14 protein-coding genes are annotated in these 20,464 nt (G+C 71.3%); 9 read left to right on the top strand and 5 right to left on the bottom strand.

The genetic code is table 11. The features are described 5' to 3' along the window. Window positions 1–673 precede the first annotated feature (673 nt). Entirely contained in the window at window positions 674–1,051 is a 378-nt protein-coding gene (locus SLP03_RS29485; protein WP_319463919.1) for an ArsC/Spx/MgsR family protein, read from the top strand. 16 nt (window positions 1,052–1,067) lie between these two features. Here the strand turns inward: SLP03_RS29485 and SLP03_RS29480 are convergent, their stop codons facing one another. After that, a complete protein-coding gene (locus tag SLP03_RS29480; RefSeq protein ID WP_319463918.1) occupies window positions 1,068–1,280 on the bottom strand; it encodes a hypothetical protein in 213 nt (70 codons plus the stop codon). Between SLP03_RS29480 and SLP03_RS29475 the strand changes: the two genes are divergently transcribed. The 5 genes from SLP03_RS29475 to pulA all read left to right on the top strand — a co-directional run bounded on the left by SLP03_RS29475 (window position 1,279) and on the right by pulA (window position 9,227). Next, window positions 1,279–1,941: a hypothetical protein gene (locus SLP03_RS29475; RefSeq protein ID WP_319463917.1), complete on the top strand. Its 663-nt coding sequence runs from the start codon at window positions 1,279–1,281 to the stop codon at window positions 1,939–1,941. The two genes, SLP03_RS29480 and SLP03_RS29475, sit on opposite strands and share 2 nt — an antisense overlap. Window positions 1,942–1,981: 40 nt before the next feature. Further along, window positions 1,982–2,371, top strand: a complete 390-nt coding sequence (locus SLP03_RS29470; RefSeq protein WP_319463916.1) for a hypothetical protein — start codon at window positions 1,982–1,984, stop codon at window positions 2,369–2,371. Window positions 2,372–2,635: 264 nt separating this feature from the next. Then, window positions 2,636–3,295 carry a hypothetical protein gene (locus SLP03_RS29465; protein WP_319463915.1) on the top strand — a complete coding sequence of 220 codons (660 nt, stop codon included), beginning with the start codon at window positions 2,636–2,638 and terminating at the stop codon, window positions 3,293–3,295. Between the two features lie 35 nt (window positions 3,296–3,330). Next, entirely contained in the window at window positions 3,331–3,546 is a 216-nt protein-coding gene (locus SLP03_RS29460) for a hypothetical protein (protein ID WP_319463914.1), read from the top strand. 182 nt (window positions 3,547–3,728) lie between these two features. Further along, window positions 3,729–9,227 (top strand): pullulanase-type alpha-1,6-glucosidase, encoded by a 5,499-nt coding sequence (gene pulA / locus SLP03_RS29455; RefSeq protein WP_319463913.1) that lies wholly within the window; start codon window positions 3,729–3,731, stop codon window positions 9,225–9,227. A 78-nt stretch (window positions 9,228–9,305) separates the two neighbouring features. Here the strand turns inward: pulA and SLP03_RS29450 are convergent, their stop codons facing one another. The 3 genes from SLP03_RS29450 to SLP03_RS29440 all read right to left on the bottom strand — a co-directional run bounded on the left by SLP03_RS29450 (window position 9,306) and on the right by SLP03_RS29440 (window position 15,282). Continuing rightward, the gene (locus SLP03_RS29450; protein WP_319463912.1) at window positions 9,306–11,084 is read right to left on the bottom strand and encodes a collagen-like protein; all 1,779 of its coding nucleotides are present in this window, start codon (window positions 11,082–11,084) and stop codon (window positions 9,306–9,308) included. 486 nt (window positions 11,085–11,570) lie between these two features. Beyond that, a complete protein-coding gene (locus tag SLP03_RS29445; RefSeq protein ID WP_319463911.1) occupies window positions 11,571–13,499 on the bottom strand; it encodes a collagen-like protein in 1,929 nt (642 codons plus the stop codon). A gap of 295 nt (window positions 13,500–13,794) precedes the next feature. Further along, complete coding sequence (locus SLP03_RS29440; protein ID WP_319463910.1) at window positions 13,795–15,282, bottom strand: aminopeptidase P family protein; 1,488 nt, start codon at window positions 15,280–15,282, stop codon at window positions 13,795–13,797. 111 nt (window positions 15,283–15,393) lie between these two features. Between SLP03_RS29440 and asnB the strand changes: the two genes are divergently transcribed. Continuing rightward, window positions 15,394–17,355, top strand: coding sequence for an asparagine synthase (glutamine-hydrolyzing) (gene asnB, locus SLP03_RS29435; RefSeq protein WP_319463909.1), 1,962 nt, complete (start codon window positions 15,394–15,396; stop codon window positions 17,353–17,355). A gap of 307 nt (window positions 17,356–17,662) precedes the next feature. Beyond that, entirely contained in the window at window positions 17,663–18,595 is a 933-nt protein-coding gene (locus tag SLP03_RS29430; RefSeq protein WP_319463908.1) for a carbohydrate kinase, read from the top strand. An 81-nt stretch (window positions 18,596–18,676) separates the two neighbouring features. Here the strand turns inward: SLP03_RS29430 and SLP03_RS29425 are convergent, their stop codons facing one another. Continuing rightward, complete coding sequence (locus tag SLP03_RS29425) at window positions 18,677–19,894, bottom strand: multidrug effflux MFS transporter (protein ID WP_319463920.1); 1,218 nt, start codon at window positions 19,892–19,894, stop codon at window positions 18,677–18,679. Between the two features lie 103 nt (window positions 19,895–19,997). On the opposite strand from SLP03_RS29425, the gene SLP03_RS29420 reads away from it, so the two are divergent. Continuing rightward, entirely contained in the window at window positions 19,998–20,462 is a 465-nt protein-coding gene (locus SLP03_RS29420; protein ID WP_319463907.1) for a MarR family winged helix-turn-helix transcriptional regulator, read from the top strand. Window positions 20,463–20,464 lie beyond the last annotated feature (2 nt).

Raw genomic sequence — 20,464 nt, 5'->3', positions numbered from 1 at the left:
CGGCGGCGTGGGCGGCGATCGCGGGGCCGGCGATGCCACCGGCGGTGGCGGCGAGGCCGGCAGCGGTCAGGGCGGTCTTACGGATCAGATCGGTACGCATGTTGGCGTGCTCCTCTGCGTTGGGGGATGGGCGACGTCCGCGGGGGGGTGCGGACGCGCCGCGCACAAAAAAGGGGGGGAAGAAGTTCAAGGGGATGCCCGGCGGCGGTGGCCTGCTCGGGTGTCCGAGGGGGTGTAACCATCCGGGCCGGCGACGCATTCCACCAGGCTCACCGGGTCCCCGGGTTCCGGCCCTCAGGGGCTCGGGGTTCCAGGGGGATGTAACCGTCCCGGCCGGCCGGATGTTCCCACGGCCAGGGCGCCGGGCCCCACCACCAGCGAGACCCGCGGTGGCATGCCATGTACAACGCCCCGACCCCGGCCCCCATTCCACCGCCGGGGTGGCCCCGACCACCGGACGCCCCACCCCAAACCGGACAGGCGGCGCAGGTCGTTCCACCGGAACCCGACGCCCCGTCCATGCTGCCCACAAACGCCCACCGACCCCCCGCGTCCGTCGGGTCTCGACGGGCCGAGATCCGCACACCTTGCGGGAAAGTGCGGCCTCCCGGCGCGCTGAGGCCACGCTTCGCCGCGGTGTGGACCGGATCCGGGGTATGCCACCATGTCGGTCATGGAGATCTGGCACAACCCGGCCTGCTCGAAATGCGCCGCCGCGCGGGAGACCCTCGACGAGGCGCGGGTGCCGTACCGGCTGCGGGCGTACCTGGAACAGCCGCCGAGCGCCGCCGAGCTGACCGAGGTGCTGCGCCGGCTCGGCGCCCGCGCATGGGACATCTGCCGGACCGGTGAGCCGGCCGCGGTCGCCCAGGGCATTGCCGACTGGCCGCGCGACGACGCCGAGGAGCCCCGCTGGATCGCGGCGATGGTCGCCCACCCGGAGCTGATCCAGCGCCCGATCCTGCTGCTGGACGACGGCGGCGCGCTGGTTGGTCGTACCGCGGAGGCGCTCGACCTGGCGGCGCGCCGGACGGCCCGGGACGGCGGGTGAGCGGCGCGGCGCCGGGTCAGGGCCGGTCGTCGGCCGGCGTCGCGGCCCCCGCGGCCTTCGCGTGCCGCTCGCGCAGCCGGTCCCGGACCTCCTCCGGGGTGTACGCCCGCCGCCGCCGCTCCGCCCGGGCGATGACCACCCCGGACGCCGCGACGCCGGCGAGGCCGGCCAGTCCGAGCACCTTCCACCACCGCATCCGTTGCCGCATCCGCATAGGGTAGTCGTTCATGAGCATCAGCCTGGACGAGGCCGTGGAGCTGACCCGGACCGGCGACGTGTGGGTGTTCCGGGGCCGCAGCGTCCCCGACCGCGCGATCCAGTTCACCACCAACAGCCCGGTGAACCACGTCGGGATGGCGGTGGTGCTCGACGACATGCCGCCGCTGATGTGGCACGCCGAGCTGGGCCGGTCGCTGCCCGACATGTGGACCGGGACCCACCAGCGCGGCGTGCAGCTGCACGACCTGCGGGACGCGGTCTGCGTGTGGGGGAACCGGTACGGGCAGCGCGGCTGGCTGCGCCAGCTCGAACCGCCGGCCGACGCCGCGATGGAGGAGGCGGCGCTGCGGACCGTCGCCCGGCTTGACGGCACCCCGTTCCCGTCCACCGCGCAGCTCGCCTGGCGCTGGGCGCGGGGACGGGTGCCCAGCGTGCGACGCCGGACGCCCTTCGCCCCGGACGGCGGGGGCGTGCCGGTGCGCGACCGGGCACTGGAGACGGCGTACTGCGCCGAGGTGGTGGCGGTGACGTACGAGGCGATGGGGCTGCTGCCCGCCGGCCGCCGTCCGAACTGGTACGACCCGGGGCGGTTCTGGAGCGGCGACGACCTCGACCTCACCGGCGGCGCCCAGCTCGGCGCCGAGATCGAGGTTCGCATCCCGCCGCGCTGACCAGGTTTGGCGGGCGGCGTACCCGGCAATTGAGGTCGGCGTGAAGGCCTCGACGGATCTCGACACGCTCACCGACTTCTTCGACCGGTACGGCGTGGCGTTGACCGCCGGCGACGTGCCCGCCATCGCCGGCTGCTACGCCCTGCCCGGGCTGGTGGTGGCCGACACGTACAGCTTCTCGTTCAGCTCGCCGGCCGCGGTGGCGCTCTCCTTCGTCGGCGCGGCTCCGGACTACCAGGAGCGCGAACTCGTCGCGGCGAACGCGCAGATCGAGGACGTGCTGCAGGTCTCCGCGCTGCTGACCGAGGTGGCGGTGCGGTGGGAGTTCCTGGACAGCCAGGGCCGGGCGGTGCCGGGCGAGCGCTACCGCTACCTGCTACGGGTCACCGACGACGGCCCGGCCATCTGCACCGTCATCCGTACCGCCTGACCGGCGGGTGACCGGTCCCGGTCAGGAACGGGCCGTCGGCACCCAGAACCGGAGCTTGCCGACCGCTCGTCCTCCAGCACGCCGCGCACCCGTTCGGTGGGTGGGATCAACACGGGCATGGTCGGGAGTAGACCCGAACCGGTGCCTGTCGGCCAGCCGTTTTCCGCGCCCAGCCAACCGGACGGTCGGATCGGGGTGGGCGCGCTGCGCCCGCCGGATCATGCTGGCTACGCTGGCGCGTCGGCTCCGACGAGGGGGGATCTGATGAGCATCCAACGCGACGAGCGGGCGGGGTCATCGCCCGTGGCGAGGGTGCTGACGTCGGTGCCCTGGATCCTGGTGCTGCTGGGCGTCGGCCTGCTGACCGTCCTGCTGTTCGTGGCCCTGTTCTCCCTGCGCGGGCCCGAGCGGCAGTCCGCGATGCCGCCGCCGGCCCCGCCGCTCTACCTGCCCACCGTGGGGGCGACGACGACGTCCGCCGCGCCGCTGGTCGCCGTCGACGCCACCGCCTCGCCGACCGTCTCCGCCAGCGGCACTCCGTCGCCCCGGGCCAGTTCGGCCCGGCCGTCCGCGTCGGCGTCCGCCACGACGGCGGCCCCACGGTCCGGCACGCTGACCGCGCACTATCAGGCCACGGCGAGTGGGCGGGACCAATTCGAGGCCCGGTTGACGGTCAGCAACGGGTCCGCCCGGGCCCAGGACTGGCGGGTGGAGCTGCTCTTCACCGGCAACGTGAAGAGCATCCAGGCGTCCTCCGGCTCCGGGCTGTCGGTGACCCAGGGCAACGGGTGGTTCGTTCTGCGCGGCACCGGGCCGCTCGGCGCCGGGCAGAGCGCCACCGTGCAGATGGAGTTCAGCCGTACGGGCAGCGGTGACCGGCCGGGTCAGTGCACCGTCAACGACGCGGCCTGCGCGATCGACTGAGCGCGGCCCGGCCCGGGACCGGGCACCTTCCGGCATTGATCGTCGCGCTGGCATCGGCGCGCGGGCGGCGGCCGTACCAGAACGCCGAGCCGGGCCCGCCCGCCGCGACGATGCCGCTACCGGACCTCCCGCCCACCACCGCCTCCCGCGCCACGGCCGGCGCGGTGCCGCTGCAGTTCCACTTCGAGGACACCGGTACGACGCGGCCGGCCAGGTGCGCCGTCGACGGCGTGGGCCGCGCGGGTCTCTGAGCCGGCTCCGGTCGGCGGACCGGCCGCCCGGCGGTCACCACAAGCGACGGTGGCGCTGCGCCGACAGGACGTCGTGTTTCGCAAGGCGACTGCTTTGTTGCGACCTGGTTTGCAAGGTATTGCAGAATGTTTCGGCAAGAGCTAGCGTGCGGGCGAATCAGCGACCAGAGGAAAGGCCGTCGATGAAACCCCCGCCGATATCTCACAAGGCGTTGCTCGCCTTGGTCTCCACCCTCACCCTCGCCCTCATCGGCGTGCCGGTCGCCGTTCACCAGTTGGGCGCCGACGCCACCGACCGGTCCTCCGGCACGGACCTCCTCGCGGCCGCCGGCGCGGCGCAGTGGCAGCAGGAGCCGTCCGCCGAGGCCCTGCTCAAGGCCAGCGACAACACCGTCAAGGCCGACCAGTTCTACTTCGTCCTGCCGGACCGCTTCGCCAACGGCGACAAGCGCAACGACACCGGCGGTCTCACCGGTGACCGGCTGAGCACCGGGCTCGACCCGAAGGACAAGGGCTTCTACCACGGCGGCGACCTCAAGGGCGTCATCAACAAGCTCGACTACATCCAGGGTCTGGGCACCACGGCCATCTGGCTCGCCCCGATCTTCAAGAACCGGCCCGTGCAGGGCACCGGCGCGGACGTCTCCGCCGGCTACCACGGTTACTGGATCACCGACTTCACCCAGGTCGACCCGCACTTCGGCACCAACGAGGAGCTGAAGAAGCTGGTCTCGCTCGCGCACCAGCGCGGCATCAAGGTCTACCTCGACGTCATCGTCAACCACACCGCCGACGTCATCAAGTACGCCGAGAACAAGTACGCGTACGTCGACAAGAAGACGGCGCCGTACAAGGACGCCCAGGGTCGGGCCTTCGAGGACCGCAACTACGCCGACGGCACCCGGGACTTCCCGAAGGTCGACCTGAAGTCGTTCCCGTACACGCCGACGTTCGCCAACGCCGCCGATGCGAAGGTCAAGGTTCCGGCCTGGCTGAACGACCCGACCATGTACCACAACCGGGGCGACTCGACCTTTGCCGGCGAGAACAGCGAGTACGGCGACTTCTTCGGCCTGGACGACCTGTGGACCGAGCGCCCCGAGGTGGTGCGCGGGCTGACCAAGGTCTACGGCGACTGGATCGGCAGCACCGGCGTCGACGGCTTCCGCCTGGACACCGTCAAGCACGCCAACCTCGACTTCTGGCCGCAGTTCAGCCAGGGCATCAAGCGGGCCGCCGAGAAGGCCGGCAAGAAGGACTTCTTCATGTTCGGCGAGGTCTACAGCGCCGACCAGGAGATCGAGTCGACCTACGTCCGGCAGGGCGGCCTGCCCGCCACCCTCGACTTCTCCTTCCAGGAGGCCGCCCGCGGCTACACCGCCGCTGACGGCTCCGCCAAGGCGCTCGCCGACATGTACGCCCGGGACGACCTCTACGCCGCCCGGGACACCGACGCCAACCGGCTGACCACCTTCCTCGGCAACCACGACATGGGCCGGATCGGCTCGTTCATCGCCGCGACCGGCGGCGACGACGCCAGCCAGCTGCGCCGCGACCAGCTCGCCCACCAGCTGATGTTCCTCACCCGCGGCCAGCCGGTCGTCTACTCCGGCGACGAGCAGGGCTTCACCGGCCCGGGCGGGGACAAGGACGCCCGGCAGGACATGTTCGCCAGCAAGACGGCGGACTACCTCGACGACGACCTGATCGGTACCACCCGCACCCACGCCAGCGACCAGTACGACAAGACCCACCCGCTGTACCGCACCATCGCCGAGCTGGGCAAGCTGCGGCAGGCCAACCCCGCGCTGCGGGACGGCGTCCAGGTCACCCGGTACGCGACCGACGGGCCCGGCGTCTTCGCCTTCTCCCGGATCCTGCCGAAGGACCGCACCGAGTACGTGGTGGCGGTGAACAACGCGGCCACCGCCCAGACTGTCTCCGTGGACACCTGGTCGGCCGGCGCCACCTTCGCCGGCATCTACGGCGGCTCGGCCAGTTCGACGGCCGGCGCCGACGGCAAGCTGAGCGTGACCGTGCCGGCGATGTCGGCCGTGGTGCTCAAGGCCGACCGCGCCATCCCGCAGGCCGGCGCCGCGCCGGGCATCACCGTCACCGAGCCGGGCGCCGCCCCGGCCGCCACCAAGACCGCCGTCACCGCCCAGGTCACCGGCGACCCACTGGCCACCGTCACGTTCGCCGCCCGGGTTCCCGGCGGCAAGTGGACGCTGCTGGGCAGCGCCCACAAGGCCCCGTACACCGTCTACCACGACCTGACCGGGCTGGCCGGCGGGACGAAGGTCGAGTACAAGGCCGTGGTCCGCGACGGCAAGGGCCGGGTCGCCAGCGCCCGCGCCACCGGCGTCGTCGGCACCCCGGCGCAGAGCGCCTCCCGGGACTGGGCGGTGGTGCACTACCAGCGCCCGGCCGGCGGGTACGACGACTGGGGCCTCTACACCTGGGGCGACATCGACCCGGCGTACGCCACCGAGTGGCCCAACGGGCAGCCGTTCGCCGGTGAGGACTCCTTCGGGCGGTTCGCCTGGGTCAAGCTGAAGCCGGGCGCCAGGTCCGTCGGCTTCCTGGTGGTCGACAAGAACGGAAACAAGGACGTCGCGAACGACCGCACCATCGACGTGACGCAGACCGGTGAGGTCTGGGTCAAGCAGGGCGACGCCGCGCTCTACCCGACCCGGCAGGCCGCCACCGGCGAGCCGGACCCGGCCGTCGACCAGAGCACCGCGGTCATCCACTGGCGCAAGGCCGACAACAACTACGACGGCTGGGGCCTGCACCTCTGGGACGGCGCCGCCAACCCGACCGACTGGTCCAGCCCGCTCAAGCCGGAGAAGGTCGACTCCTTCGGCGCGGTCTTCCGGGTGCCGCTGGCCGCCGGGGCCACCGGGCTGAACTACATCATCCACAACGGCGACGCCAAGGATCAGCCCGACGACCAGCGGCTGGACTTCGCCACCGCCGGGCACGAGGTCTGGCTGCTCGCCGGCGTCAAGGGCCGGCTGCTGCCGTCGACCTCCTCCGGCGTCGCCAAGGACGTCGACATCACCAAGCAGAAGGCGCAGTGGATCGACCGGTCCACGGTGGCCTGGCAGACCGGGCCGACCGACGGCAAGCGGTACGCCCTGGTGGCCGCCCCGACCGGCGGGCTGAGCATCGCCGACGGTGAGCTCGCCGGGACGTACACCACGCTGCCGTTGCGGGCGCAGCGCAACGGCCTCACCGAGGCCCAGCGCGCGGCGTACCCGCAGCTCTGGTCCTACCGCGCTTTCGCCCTGGACCGGGCCGACCTGGCCAAGGTGCCGGCGGCGCTGCGCGGCCAGCTCGTGGTGACCGAGCGGGACGCCGAGGGCAAGCTGCTCGGCGCGACCGGCGTGCAGATCCCGGGCGTGCTCGACGACGTCTACCGGGCCGCCATTACGGCGAAGCTCGGCCCGACGTTCGCCGGCAAGGTGCCCACCCTGGCGGTCTGGGCGCCCACCGCCCGGAAGGTGGCGTTGCAGCTCTTCGACTCGCCGACGGCCGAGCCGAAGACCCTGTCGATGAGCCGCAACGACCGCACCGGCGTCTGGTCGGTCCGCGGCACCCGGGACTGGGCCGGCAGGTACTACCGCTACCAGGTCGAGGCCTGGCAGCCGGCGGCGCAGAAGGTGGTCACCGCCTCGGTGACCGACCCGTACTCGGTGGCCCTCGCGCCGGACTCCACGCACAGCCAGATCGTCGACCTGACCGACCCGGCGCTGGCCCCGGCCGGCTGGGCGAAGCTGCGCAAGCCGGCGGCGGTGCCGTCGTCGAAGGCGCAGATCCAGGAGCTGTCGGTCCGCGACTTCTCCATCGCCGACGCGAGCGTGCCGGCCGAGCGGCGGGGCACCTACCTCGCCTTCACCGACCCGAACACGGCCGGCATGAAGCACCTCAAGGGCCTCGGCGACGCGGGGGTGAACTACCTGCACCTGCTGCCGGCGTTCGACTTCGCCACCATCCCCGAGAAGCGGGCCGACCAGCAGCAGCCGGCCTGCGACCTGGCGAAGCTGCCGCCGGACTCGGACGAGCAGCAGAAGTGCGTCACCGCGGTGGCCGACAAGGACGGGTTCAACTGGGGGTACGACCCGCTGCACTACACCGTGCCGGAGGGCGGCTACGCCGTCGACCCGGCCGGGGCGAAGCGGACCACCGAGTTCCGGCAGATGGTCGCCGGAGTGAACCAGGCCGGCCTACGCGTGGTGATGGACGTGGTCTACAACCACACCTCGGCGGCCGGCACCGACCCGAAGTCGGTACTCGACCAGGTGGTGCCGGGCTACTACCACCGGCTGCTTGAGGACGGCAGCGTGGCCAACTCGACCTGCTGCGCCAACACCGCCCCCGAGCACGCCATGATGGGCAAGCTGGTGGTGGACTCCCTGGTCACGTGGGCCAAGGAGTACAAGGTGGACGGATTCCGGTTCGACCTGATGGGCCACCACCCGAAGGCGAACATCCTGGCGGTGCGCGCCGCGCTGGACCGGCTGACCCTCGCCCGCGACGGCGTGGACGGGAAGAAGATTCTGCTCTACGGCGAGGGCTGGAACTTCGGCGAGGTCGCCAACGACGCCCGGTTCGTGCAGGCCACCCAGGCCAACATGGCCGGCACCGGGATCGGCACCTTCAACGACCGGCTCCGGGACGCGGTGCGCGGCGGTGGGCCGTTCGACGGCAACCCGCGGATCCAGGGCTTCGCCTCCGGCCTGTACACCGACCCGAACGGTGACGACGTCAACGGCTCGGCGGCCGAGCAGAAGGCCCGGCTGCTGCACTCGCAGGACCTGATCAAGGTCGGGCTCGCCGGCAACCTGCGCGGCTACCGGTTCACCGACTCGTCCGGGAGGACGGTCACCGGCGCGCAGGTGGACTACAACGGCGCGCCGGCCGGCTACACCGCCGCGCCGGGCGAGGCGGTCACCTACGTCGACGCGCACGACAACGAGATCCTGTACGACGCGTTCGCGTACAAGTTGCCGCAGGGCACCGCGGCGCAGGACCGGGCCCGGATGCAGGTGCTCGCCCTGGCGACCACCGCCTTCGGGCAGGGGGCGGGCTTCGTGACGGCCGGCTCGGAGCGGCTGCGCTCCAAGTCGCTGGACCGCAACTCGTTCAACTCCGGTGACTGGTTCAACCAGATCCGCTGGGACTGCGCCCAGGGCAACGGGTTCGGCGCCGGTCTACCGCCGGCTCAGGACAACGAGAGCAAGTGGTCGTACGCGAAGCCGCTGCTGGCCGACCCGAAGCTGGTGCCGGACTGCGAGGCGATCAACCTGGCCGACGCCCGGTACGCGGAGCTGCTGAAGGTCCGCGGGTCTTCGCCGGTCTTCGGGCTGGCCACGGCCGACCAGGTGCAGGAGCGCGTCGCCTTCCCGCTCTCGGGCGAGAAGGAGACCCCGGGCGTGCTCACCATGACCCTGGACGGCCGTGGGCTGGACGGGAAGTGGAAGTCGGTGACCGTGGTCTTCAACGCCACCCCGGCGGCGGCGGAGCAGACGGTGACCGGCCTGCGCGGGGCGAACGTCGCTCTGCACCCCGTATTGAAGAACTCGGCCGACCCGGTGCTCCGGACGGCCTCGTTCGACAAGGCGAGCGGCACGTTCACCGTGCCGGCGCGCAGCGTGGCGGTCTTCGTCCAGAGCTGACCTGACGACGATCCGGCCCCCTGCCACCGAGGTGGCAGGGGGCCGGACGGCTGCGCGGATCCGTTCGCTGACCGTCGGTCAGTTGAAGCAGTCCTTGACGGTGCCGGCGCAGTTGGTCGGGTCGTTGTTGGTCACGGTCGACTTGTCGTCGAGCTTGACCTTGCCCTCGTTGTTGAGGATGCCGCCGGCGACTCGGTGGTTCTTGGACGAGTCGGTGGCGGTGTTCTTGGTGACGCGGGTCTTGGTCAGGGTGACCGTGCCCTCGTTGTTGAAGATGCCGCCGCCGTTGAAGGCGGTGTTGCCCTTGATCTCGGTGTCCCGCAGGGTCAGCCTGGCGTTGTCGTCCTTGCTGTCCTTGCCGTCGGGCTCCTGCATGTAGCCCTCCTTGAGCTCGACGTCGGTGTCGCCGTTGAAGATGCCGCCGCCGAAGCGTCCGGCGGTGTTGTCGAGGATCTCGCTGTCGGAGATGGTGGCGTTGGCGTCCTGCTCCTTCTTGTCACCGTCGTGGGACGAGCCGTCCTTCTTCTTCTCTTCCTCGCCGCCGGTGTTGACGATGCCGCCGCCGTCCTTGTCGGCGTGGTTCTTGGCGACGGTGACCTTCTCGAGGTGGAGGTCGGTGTCGCGGGCGTAGATGCCGCCGCCGCTCTCGCAGGCGGTGTTCTCCTTGATGGTCGAGAAGGCGATCTTGACGAACCCGCCGGAGCTGAACACGCCGCCGCCGTTTTCGCCGGCCCGGTTGTTCTCGATGGAGGTCTTGACGATCTCCACGGTGCCGGCCTCGTCGCGGCCCTCCCAGCGCGGCCAGCCGTCCTTGTCCTTGCCGTGTTCCTTGTCCTTGTCCTTGTCCTTGCCGCGGCCGTTGGCGATGCCGCCGCCGTTCTCGCCGGCGGTGTTGTTGCTGATGTGGGATTCCTCGACCTTGAGTACGCCGACGTTGAAGATGCCGCCGCCGTTCTCCTGGGCGTGGTTGTTCTCGACCTTGCTGTCCTCGACTTCGACCCGGCCGAAGTTGGCGATGGCGCCGCCGTTGCCTTCGGCGTTGTTGCCGGTCAGCTTCACCTTCTCCAGGTGCGCGCTGCCGCCACGCTCGACCAGCAGCGCCCCGCCGTCCGCCTCGCCTTCCTTGCCGTCGTCCTTGCGCGGCATCGACCACGAGCCCTGGGAGCCCTGCGCGTCCTGGGCACCCGGCGCGCCCTGCGCACCGGGAGCGCCCTGCGCACCGGGAGCACCGGGAGCACCCTGCACACCGGGAGCACCCTGCACACCGGGAGCACTGGGAGCACCCCAGGCACCCTGGCCGCCCTGCGGGCCTGACCCCGGTCCCTGCGAGCCTGACCCCGGCGCCGACCCGTACTTGAACTCGGCGGCGTTGCCGCCCTTGACGGTGAGGTCCTTCAGGGTCAGTTCGCCGCCGTCGGCGACGCGGAAGATCCGGAAGGCGTCCTCGGAGTCCCGCTTGATCGTCGCGTCGTTGCCCTTGATCGTGATGTCCTGCTTGATCGTCGGCAGGCCCGTGCCGGTCTTCTTGTCGGAGAAGTCCAGCTCGTAGGTGCAGTCCTTGGCCAGCTTCAACGTGCCGCCGTGGTCCCGGTTGGCCAGGTCGACGGCCTCGATCAGCTTCTCCTCGTCACAGGGGACCTCACGCACCCGCCCGTGGTCCCGGTCCTCGTCCCGGTCCCGGTCCTTGTCCCGGTCCTTGCCGTCGCGGCCGTTCTCGTCCGCCCGGTTCTGCTCGTCGTTGGCCTTCTCCTTGCCCTGCTCTCCGCCCTGGTTGTCGTCACTGAGCTGCTGGGCGGTCGACCACTTCAGGTCGGTGAGCCGGTGGGGGCCGGTGGCCCCGGTCGTCGCGTAGGCCACACCCGCGAGGCTGACCGCTCCCGTCAGGCCTACGACGCCGGTGGCGAGCCAGAGCCGGCGACGACGGATCGGGGAGGTCGTCTCACGGCTGGCGTCATCGTTATTGCGAAGGTAGTTGGACATCGGAGCTCTCTGCCCTCTCCTTGTACCCGACAAGGTCGCTTCGCCACGGCGAGGCGGCCTTCGCTACAAATCGGTTGTAGCTGCTGAAGAACACCATATGAGAACCTTCTTCGCCTCGTGGGCGTATACGAAAAAAGCCCACATTAGGGATGTGGGCGGTGCAGCCGGCAGCACGGCGGACGGCGGTGCAGCAGCGGTGTCACGGGTGGCTAAGGGCGGCGCGAGGGGCGGAAAGCGGCGGTCGCTCCGGACCGCCCCGCATCCGGGATGGGCCCGACGTACCGGCCGGCGGGCGACGCGGGGGCGAGGAGTCCCTTTCCGCCGCACGGGCGGCGGAAAGGGACTCCCGCGTTATGTGGTGGTTCAGTTGAAGCAGTCCTTGACGGTGCCGGCGCAGTTGGTCGGGTCGTTGTTGGTCACGGTCGACTTGTCGTCGAGCTTGACCTTGCCCTCGTTGTTGAGGATGCCGCCGGCGACTCGGTGGTTCTTGGACGAGTCGGTGGCGGTGTTCTTGGTGACGCGGGTCTTGGTCAGGGTGACCGTGCCCTCGTTGTTGAAGATGCCGCCGCCGTTGAAGGCGGTGTTGCCCTTGATCTCGGTGTCCCGCAGGGTCAGCCTGGCGTTGTCGTCCTTGCTGTCCTTGCCGTCGGGCTCCTGCATGTAGCCCTCCTTGAGCTCGACGTCGGTGTCGCCGTTGAAGATGCCGCCGCCGAAGCGTCCGGCGGTGTTGTCGAGGATCTCGCTGTCGGAGATGGTGGCGTTGGCGTCCTGCTCCTTCTTGTCACCGTCGTGGGACGAGCCGTCCTTCTTCTTCTCTTCCTCGCCGCCGGTGTTGACGATGCCGCCGCCGTCCTTGTCGGCGTGGTTCTTGGCGACGGTGACCTTCTCGAGGTGGAGGTCGGTGTCGCGGGCGTAGATGCCGCCGCCGCTCTCGCAGGCGGTGTTCTCCTTGATGGTCGAGAAGGCGATCTTGACGAACCCGCCGGAGCTGAACACGCCGCCGCCGTTTTCGCCGGCCCGGTTGTTCTCGATGGAGGTCTTGACGATCTCCACGGTGCCGGCCTCGTCGCGGCCCTCCCAGCGCGGCCAGCCGTCCTTGTCCTTGCCGTGTTCCTTGTCCTTGTCCTTGTCCTTGCCGCGGCCGTTGGCGATGCCGCCGCCGTTCTCGCCGGCGGTGTTGTTGCTGATGTGGGATTCCTCGACCTTGAGTACGCCGACGTTGAAGATGCCGCCGCCGTTCTCCTGGGCGTGGTTGTTCTCGACCTTGCTGTCCTCGACTTCGACCCGGCCGAAGTTGGCGATGGCGCCGCCGTTGCCTTCGGCGTTGTTGCCGGTCAGCTTCACCTTCTCCAGGTGCGCGCTGCCGCCACGCTCGACCAGCAGCGCCCCGCCGTCCGCCTCGCCTTCCTTGCCGTCGTCCTTGCGCGGCATCGACCACGAGCCCTGGGAGCCCTGCGCGTCCTGGGCACCCGGCGCGCCCTGCGCACCGGGAGCGCCCTGCGCACCGGGAGCACCGGGAGCACCCTGCACACCGGGAGCACCCTGCACACCGGGAGCACTGGGAGCACCCCAGGCACCCTGGCCGCCCTGCGGGCCTGACCCCGGTCCCTGCGAGCCTGACCCCGGCGCCGACCCGTACTTGAACTCGGCGGCGTTGCCGCCCTTGACGGTGAGGTCCTTCAGGGTCAGTTCGCCGCCGTCGGCGACGCGGAAGATCCGGAAGGCGTCCTCGGAGTCCCGCTTGATCGTCGCGTCGTTGCCCTTGATCGTGATGTCCTGCTTGATCGTCGGCAGGCCCGTGCCGGTCTTCTTGTCGGAGAAGTCCAGCTCGTAGGTGCAGTCCTTGGCCAGCTTCAACGTGCCGCCGTGGTCCCGGTTGGCCAGGTCGACGGCCTCGATCAGCTTCTCCTCGTCACAGGGGACCTCACGCACCCGCCCGTGGTCCCGGTCCTCGTCCCGGTCCCGGTCCTTGTCCCGGTCGTCCCTGCCCTGCTTGTCACGGTCCTTGCCGTCCCGACCGTTCTCGTCCGCCCGGTTCTGCTCGTCGTTGGCGTCCTTACCTTCGCCGCCCTTGCCGACGTCGCTGGCGTTCTGCGGCGCGGCCGCGTGGTTCTCCGCGACGCGTTGCGCGTCGTCGGACTTGTTGTCACGAGCGGCGAGGCCACCCAGCGCCGCCAGACCGACGACACCTGTCAGCCCGGCCACGCCGGTGGCGACCCAGAGCGCCCGCCGTTTGCTCGTCGACGGGGTCATCGGGGCCCCGCCGTCGGAAGTCGTTACGTCGTTGGACATCAGAGCCTTCCGCCCTTTCGTGCTCAAAGGGGTCGACCTACCTGAGGCAGGGCGACCAGCTACAAATAGGTTGCAGCCTCTGATGCACACCGTATGAGAAGGATCCTCGCGACGCGGACTTATCCGAGAAAACCCCGCATTCCGCTCACATCGGGGCGGCCGGCGTGACCGGGGCGCGCCGGCACGAAAGGCTCTGACCCAGCGCAAACGGCGACGGGCCCCGCCACCGGTGTCGTAACGACGAGATACGTCGCAGACACCGGCGGCGGAGCCCGCCGCTGGTCGTACTCCCGGGTCAGCCCGGCAGGCGCGGACCCGCCTCGCGCTGCTCGGCCAGCCAGGTCTCCACCTCGTCGGAGCGGCGCGGCAGGCCGGCCGACAGGTTCACCGCGCCGGTCGCCGTGACCAGGATGTCGTCCTCGATCCGGACGCCGATGCCGCGCAGCTCCTCCGGGACCAGCTCGTCCTCGGGCTGGAAGTAGAGGCCCGGCTCGACGGTCAGCACGTAGCCCTCGCCGAGCGCGCCGTCGCGGTACTTCTCCTTGCGGGCGTTGGCGCAGTCGTGCACGTCGATGCCGAGCATGTGGCTGGTGCCGTGCAGGGTCCACCGGCGGTAGACCGTCGAGGCCGGGTCCATCGCCTCGTCCACGCTCACCGGCAGCAGCCCGAGATCCTTCAGCGCCTCGGCGAGCACCCGCATCGCGGTCAGGTGCACGTCCCGGAACGCCACGCCCGGCTTGATGATGTCGATCCCGGCCTGCTGGGCGGCGTAGACCGCGTCGTACACCTGGCGCTGCAGCGGGGTGAACCGACCGTCGACCGGCAGCACCCGGGTCACGTCGGCCGTGTAGAGGTTGCGATTCTCCACGCCCATGTCCATCAGCAGCAGCTCACCGGGGCGGGTGGCGCCGTGGTTGTGCACCCAGTGCAGGATCGTGGCGTGCTCGCCGGCGCCGACGATCGAGCCGTAGCCGACGTCGTTGCCGTCGTGCCGGGCGCGCAGCGCGAAGATCCCCTCCAGCAGACGCTCGGAGACGCGGCGGTCGGCCGGCAGCGCCCGGGCGACGTCCTCGAAGCCCCGCACGGTGGCGTCGCACGCCTCCTGGAGCTGGGCGATCTCCCACTCGTCCTTGACCAGCTTCAGCTCGGAGATGGCGATGGCCAGCTCGCGGTCGCGGGCCGGCTGGCCCTCCGCGCGAGCGCCGTCGAACGGGCGCACGGCCGCGTCCACCCGGGCGTCGAAACCGCGCAACACCCGGGTACGCCCCGGCGCACAGCCGGCCAGCGCCGCGTCCAGCTCGGTCAGGTCGGCGGTCGGCAGCCCCAGCTCGGTCGACTTCTCGCCGAGCGTGTGCCGCCGGCCCACCCAGAGCTCGCCGTGCCGGCTGCGGAAGAACTCGTCGGTCTTCCGCGACGACCGGGGCCGCATGTACAGCGTGGCGTCGTGCCCGGAGCCGTTCGGCCGCAGCACGAGCACGCTGTCCGGGTCGTGGTCGCCGGTCAGGTACGCGAAGTCGCTGCCGGGCCGGAACGGGTGATCGGTGTCGTTGGCGCGTACCTTCTCCCCGCCGGTGGGGATGACCAGGGTTTCGCCGGCGAAGGCCGCGGAGAGCGCGGCCCGCCGCTTGGCGTAGTTGGGCACCTCCGGCCGTGGACCCACCGGCAGCTCGCTGTCCCGCCAGCCCTGCCGCATGAACGCCAGGAACGCCTCGGGGAAGTCCGGGTCGTGCGATTCCGTACCGTCCGCCGCCGGCTTGCCCTGCTGCGCCCGCTCCTCGGCCATGATCCGCCTCCTTGCGCCTCGTCGCTGGTCCAGACGGTACCGCGCGAACCGCGACGGGAAGAGCCTGCGGTGCCGCGACGTCCGCTCCGGCCGCGTGGAAAGATGACCACCATGTGCGGACTCCTGGCCTTCTTCAGCGCGCGCGGCGACGCCGCCGCCCACCGCGACAACATCGCCGGAGCACTGGAGTGCCTGCACCACCGCGGCCCGGACGAGACCGGGGTCGAGGTGGTCGGCGACGCCTCCGGCCGGTACGCGGACGGAGTGTTCGCGCACAAGCGGCTGGCGATCATCGACGTGGCGCTCAGCCACGAGCCGCTGCCCTACGCGGGCGGCCGCTACCTGCTCACCTTCAACGGCGAGATCTACAACTACATCGAGCTGCGGGACGAGCTGATTCGGGACTTCGGCGCCCAGTTCGCCACCAACGGCGACGGCGAGGTGATCGTCGCCGGGTATCACTACTGGGGCGAGCAGGTGCTCACGAAGCTGCGGGGCATGTTCGCCTTCGTCATCTGGGACCGGCAGGAGCGGCGGGCGTTCGGCGCCCGGGACTACTTCGGCATCAAGCCGCTGCACTACCTGGAAACCGCCGACGGCCTCTACCTCGCCTCGGAGAAGAAGGCGCTGCTGCCGTTCTCGCAGTCGGCGTACGCCGGCGACGCCGGGATCGACGCGGCCAACCTGAGCCACTACCTGACCCTGCAGTACGTCCCCGAGCCGGGCACCCTGCACAAGGGGATCAACCGGATCGGGTCGGGGGAGTACCTCACCTGGACGCCGGGCGGCCGGATCGAGGTGCGCCGGTGGTACCGGCCGGTGTTCCGGCCGGCGCCGGTCTCCGACGAGCAGAAGCTCTACCATGAGATCCGGGAGACGCTGCGGGAGAGCGTCCGGATGCACATGCGTTCGGACGTGCCGGTCGGCTCGTTCCTCTCCAGCGGCATCGACTCCACCGCGGTGGTCGCGCTGGCCCGCGAGTTCAATCCGAACATCCTCACCTTCACCGTGGGCTACGACGTCCCGGGCTACTCGGAGATCGACGTCGCCCAGGAGTCGGCCCGGCACCTCGACGTGACCACCATCCCGACCAAGATCGGGCCGCAGGACATGATCGACGCGCTGCCGAAGATCATCTGGCACCTGGACGACCCGGTGGCCGACCCGGCCCTCGTCCCGCTCTACTTCGTGGCCAAGAAGGCCGCCGAGCACGTCACGGTGGTCCTCTCCGGCGAGGGCGCGGACGAGTTCTTCGGCGGGTACACGATCTACCGCGAGCCGCTCTCGCTGAGCGGCGTCAACGGCCTGCCCGACGGCGTGCAGAAGGGGCTGCGGGCGGTCTCCAAGGCCATCCCGCAGGGAGTCAAGGGCAAGAGCTTCCTGCAGCGTGGCACCACCCCGATCGAGCAGCGCTACTACGGCAACGCCCGGATGTTCACCGAGGAGGAGAAGCAGCACCTGCTGCGCCGCTACGACCCCTCGGTCCGGTACACCGACGTCACCGCGCCGATCTACGCCGAGTGCACCGAGCTGGACGACGTCACCAAGATGCAGTACGTCGACCTCTACACCTGGCTGCGCGGCGACATCCTGGTCAAGGCCGACCGGATCTCGATGGCGCACTCGCTGGAGGTGCGGGTGCCGTTCCTCGACCGCGAGGTCTTCAACGTCGCGGCCGGCATCCCGGTGGACCTGAAGCTGCCGCCCCGCTCGGACGCCACCAAGTACGCCATGCGCCAGGCGCTCCGGGGCGTGGTGCCGCCGGCCATCGTCAACCGGAAGAAGCTGGGCTTCCCGACCCCGACCCGGGTCTGGCTGCGCGGCGAGATGTACGAGTGGGCCCGGCACGTCCTGTCCACCTCGGGCGCCGGTGACCTGCTCGACCTGTCGTACGCGATGCGGCTGCTGGAGGAGCACAAGCGGGAGGAGGCGGACCACTCCCGCAAGGTGTGGACCGTGCTGATCTTCTGCATCTGGCACGCCATCTTCGTCGCGAAGACCCTCGACCCGGGCATCCAGCGCAACCAGTCGGCCCTGCTCACCAAGCCGGTCGTCGGCAGCATGGTCCGCTGACGGTCCGGCCCCTCCGGGCCACCCACCGTTGATCAAGAGGTTTGCGTCCGCCGGGGCCCGCTCCGGGGACGCAAACCTCTTGATCGTTTCAGTGGAGGGTCAGCGGCCGGAGCAGGTGACCGCGGCGCCGGTGGTGCTCGCCGTGCCGTTCCACAGTTGGGTGATCGACTGACCGCTGGGCCCGTGCCGAACCTGTCCCAGTCCCGGGCTTCGCCCGCGGCCCAGTTGGCCAATACGGTGGCTTCGGGGCTCATCATGCCGGGCGCTGTGCCAGCCTGGTGCGACAAGATCGGACGGTGGAGGGGACATGGGGTACGCGGTGGTGCTGGGCGAGGCGCTGGTCGACCTGCTCGACGCCGAGCACGACGGGCAACCCGTCTACCGGCAGGCGATCGGCGGCGGACCGCTCAACGTGGCCGTGGCGGTGGCCCGGCTCGGCGGGGACGTCCAGTTCGTCGGGTCGCTCGGCGACGACGCGCTCGCCGACCGGATCCGTGCCTTCCTGCGCGCCGCCGGGGTCGGGCTGGCCGGCGCGGTGACCGTACCGGCGCCGACCGCGCTGGCGGTGGCCACCTTCGCCGGCCCCGAGCCGGACTTCCGCTTCTATGGCGAGCCGCGGTCGTACGCGCTGCTCACCGCCGACGACCTGGACGTGGCGCTGGTCGAGGGCGCCGACGTGCTCTACTGCGGATCGGTCGTGCTGCTCGACCCGCCGGTGCGCGCCGCCGCGCGCCGGGCCTGGTCGATCGCCGGCGCGCTGCGGGTGTTCGACCCGAACGTCCGGCCCCGACTGCTGGGCAGGCCGGGGGCCCTCGCGCGGCTGCGTGAGGTGGTGGCCGAGTTCGCCGCGAGCGCGCACCTGGTCAAGCTCAGCACCGCCGACGCCGAGCTGCTCTATCCCCGGGAGCCGGTCGAGGGGGTCGCCGCGTACCTGCGCGAACTGGGCGCGGGCACCGTCGTGGTCACCCTCGGGGCGGCCGGAGCGCTCGTCGCTGCCGGCCCCGAGGTGGTACGGATCCCGGCGCCGAAGGTCCGGGCGGTGGACGCCACCGGCGCCGGCGACTCGGTGATGGGCGCCCTCATCGCCGAGCTGCTCGTCGACGGTGAGCCCGTGGACCCGGCCGACTGGCAGCAGCGGGTCGCCTTCGCCCTGCGGGTGGCCGCCCTGGTCTGCGAGTCCCCCGGCGGCGCCGTCGCCATGCCCACCCGTGCCGAGGTCTCCCGTCGCTTCCCCTTCTGACCGCCACCCGTCCCGTCGATCATGAAGTGCTGGCAGGGTGCGGATCGGTACCGGTCAAGCACCACCACCTTGTGATCGCGGTCAGAGCAGGGCCGGGGTGGGGCGGGCCAGGGTGAGGACGGCCGTGAGGGAGAGGGCGGCGGCTCCGGCCAGGACCGTGGCCATGGGGATGGCGCTGCCTTCGCCGCCGAGGCCGACCAGGGGTGCGGCGAGCGCTCCGACCACCGACTGGATGCCACCCATCAGGGCGGCGGCGGTGCCGGCGTGCCCCGCGTGCTTGTCCAGCGCCAGCGCGGTGCTGTTCGGCATCACCATGCCCAGCGAGCCGACGAAGGCGAAGAGGGTCACCGCCACGACGGCGAGGCTGTCGGCCAGCGCTCCGGTGAGCACGCCGACGGCGGCCACCGCGCTGACCAGCAGCGTGGCGACCAGCAGTCGACGCGGGCTGAACCGGTCGAGCAGCCGGGCGTTGACCTGGCCGGTGGCCACCAGGGCGAGCGCGTTGAGGCCGAAGATCAGGCTGAACGTGCCACCGGAGACGCCGAAGACGTCCTGGAAGACGAAGGACGACCCGGAGATGTACGCGAAGAGCCCGGCGAACGCGAAGCCCTGGGTCAACGCGTACCCGAGGTAGACCCGGTCGGCGAAGAGCGACCGCATGGTCCGCGCGGTGCCGGCCAGACCGCCGGTGCTGCGGCGCTCGGCCGGCAGCGTCTCGGGCAGCCGCCAGGCGACCGCGGCGGCGAGCAGCAGCCCGATCACGGCCAGCGTGACGAAGACCGCCCGCCAGGAGCCGAACCGCAGCACCAGGCTGCCGACGCTCGGCGCGGCCACCGGCGCCACCCCGAAGACCAGGGTGAGCCGGGAGAAGTACTTCGCGGCGGCCCGGCCGGCGTACAGGTCACGGACCACCGCGCGGGCCACCACCACCCCCATGCCGCCGGCGAAGCCCTGGGCGAACCGCGCCGCGGCCAGCGCCGGGGCGTTCGGGGCGATCGCGCAGACCAGCGCCAGCAGCGCGTACGCAGTGACGCCGACCAGCACCGGCCGGCGGCGGCCCCAGCGGTCGCTGAGCGGACCGGTGACCAGTTGACCGAAGGCGAGGCCGATCAGGCAGGTGGTGAGCGACAGCTGGATCCCGGCCTGGTCGGCGCCGAGGTCGCGGGTCATCGCCGGGAACGCCGGCAGGTACATGTCCAGCGAGAGCGGGCCGATGGCGGTGAGCGTGCCGAGCAGGACGAGCAGCGTCAGCCCGCCCCGGCCGGTCGGCGCGCCGGTGGTCCCCGGCGCGCGCGTGATCGACTGCGCGGTGTCCGCCACGGCAGGTTCCCCCAGGCTCGATGATCTCCGGGTAACCTTAGCTCTGTACCCAGAACTATTGCGCTGTGAAGTAGGTGACCCGATGCGCGGCGAAGAGGCAACCGTCCGGCTCGGCGCCCTGGTCGGGGAGCTGCACCGGCTGCTGCGCCGCAGCGCCGCCGGCCGCGCCAACCGAGTCGCCCTGCCGGAGGCGCAGGTCGAACTGCTGCTGCTGGTCCGCGCCGAGCCCGGGATCAGCGGCAAGGAGGCCGCCCGGCGCCTGGGCACCGCGCCGAACACGGTCAGCACCCTGGTCCGCGACCTGGCCGACGCGGGACTCCTCGACCGGGTACGGGACCCGGTGGACCGCCGGGTGGTCCGCCTCCGCCTCACCGACGCCGCCCGGGCCAGGATGGCAGACCACGAGGCCCATCGCACCGCGCTGCTCGCCGACGCCCTGACCGCCCTCGACCCGTCGGCCCGCGCCGCCGTCCTCGCCGCCGTCCCCCACCTCGACGCCCTGCTCACCCACCTACGCGCCGCCCCTGATCCCACCCCCCGCCCCTGACC

It is taken from the genome of Micromonospora sp. RTP1Z1, from assembly GCF_033804685.1.
GTDB lineage: Bacteria > Actinomycetota > Actinomycetes > Mycobacteriales > Micromonosporaceae > Micromonospora.
Note: the sequence above shows the minus strand (reverse complement) of the source record. Positions and strands in the feature narration are given on the sequence as shown.

Coding starts and splice junctions, on each gene's coding strand:
- SLP03_RS29485 (WP_319463919.1), top strand. CDS start 674: ATGGAGATCTGGCACAACCCGGCCTGCTCGAAATGCGCCGCCGCGCGG.
- SLP03_RS29475 (WP_319463917.1), top strand. CDS start 1,279: ATGAGCATCAGCCTGGACGAGGCCGTGGAGCTGACCCGGACCGGCGAC.
- SLP03_RS29480 (WP_319463918.1), bottom strand. CDS start 1,280: ATGAACGACTACCCTATGCGGATGCGGCAACGGATGCGGTGGTGGAAG.
- SLP03_RS29465 (WP_319463915.1), top strand. CDS start 2,636: ATGAGCATCCAACGCGACGAGCGGGCGGGGTCATCGCCCGTGGCGAGG.
- pulA (WP_319463913.1), top strand. CDS start 3,729: ATGAAACCCCCGCCGATATCTCACAAGGCGTTGCTCGCCTTGGTCTCC.
- SLP03_RS29445 (WP_319463911.1), bottom strand. CDS start 13,499: ATGTCCAACGACGTAACGACTTCCGACGGCGGGGCCCCGATGACCCCG.
- SLP03_RS29440 (WP_319463910.1), bottom strand. CDS start 15,282: ATGGCCGAGGAGCGGGCGCAGCAGGGCAAGCCGGCGGCGGACGGTACG.
- asnB (WP_319463909.1), top strand. CDS start 15,394: ATGTGCGGACTCCTGGCCTTCTTCAGCGCGCGCGGCGACGCCGCCGCC.
- SLP03_RS29430 (WP_319463908.1), top strand. CDS start 17,663: ATGGGGTACGCGGTGGTGCTGGGCGAGGCGCTGGTCGACCTGCTCGAC.
- SLP03_RS29420 (WP_319463907.1), top strand. CDS start 19,998: ATGCGCGGCGAAGAGGCAACCGTCCGGCTCGGCGCCCTGGTCGGGGAG.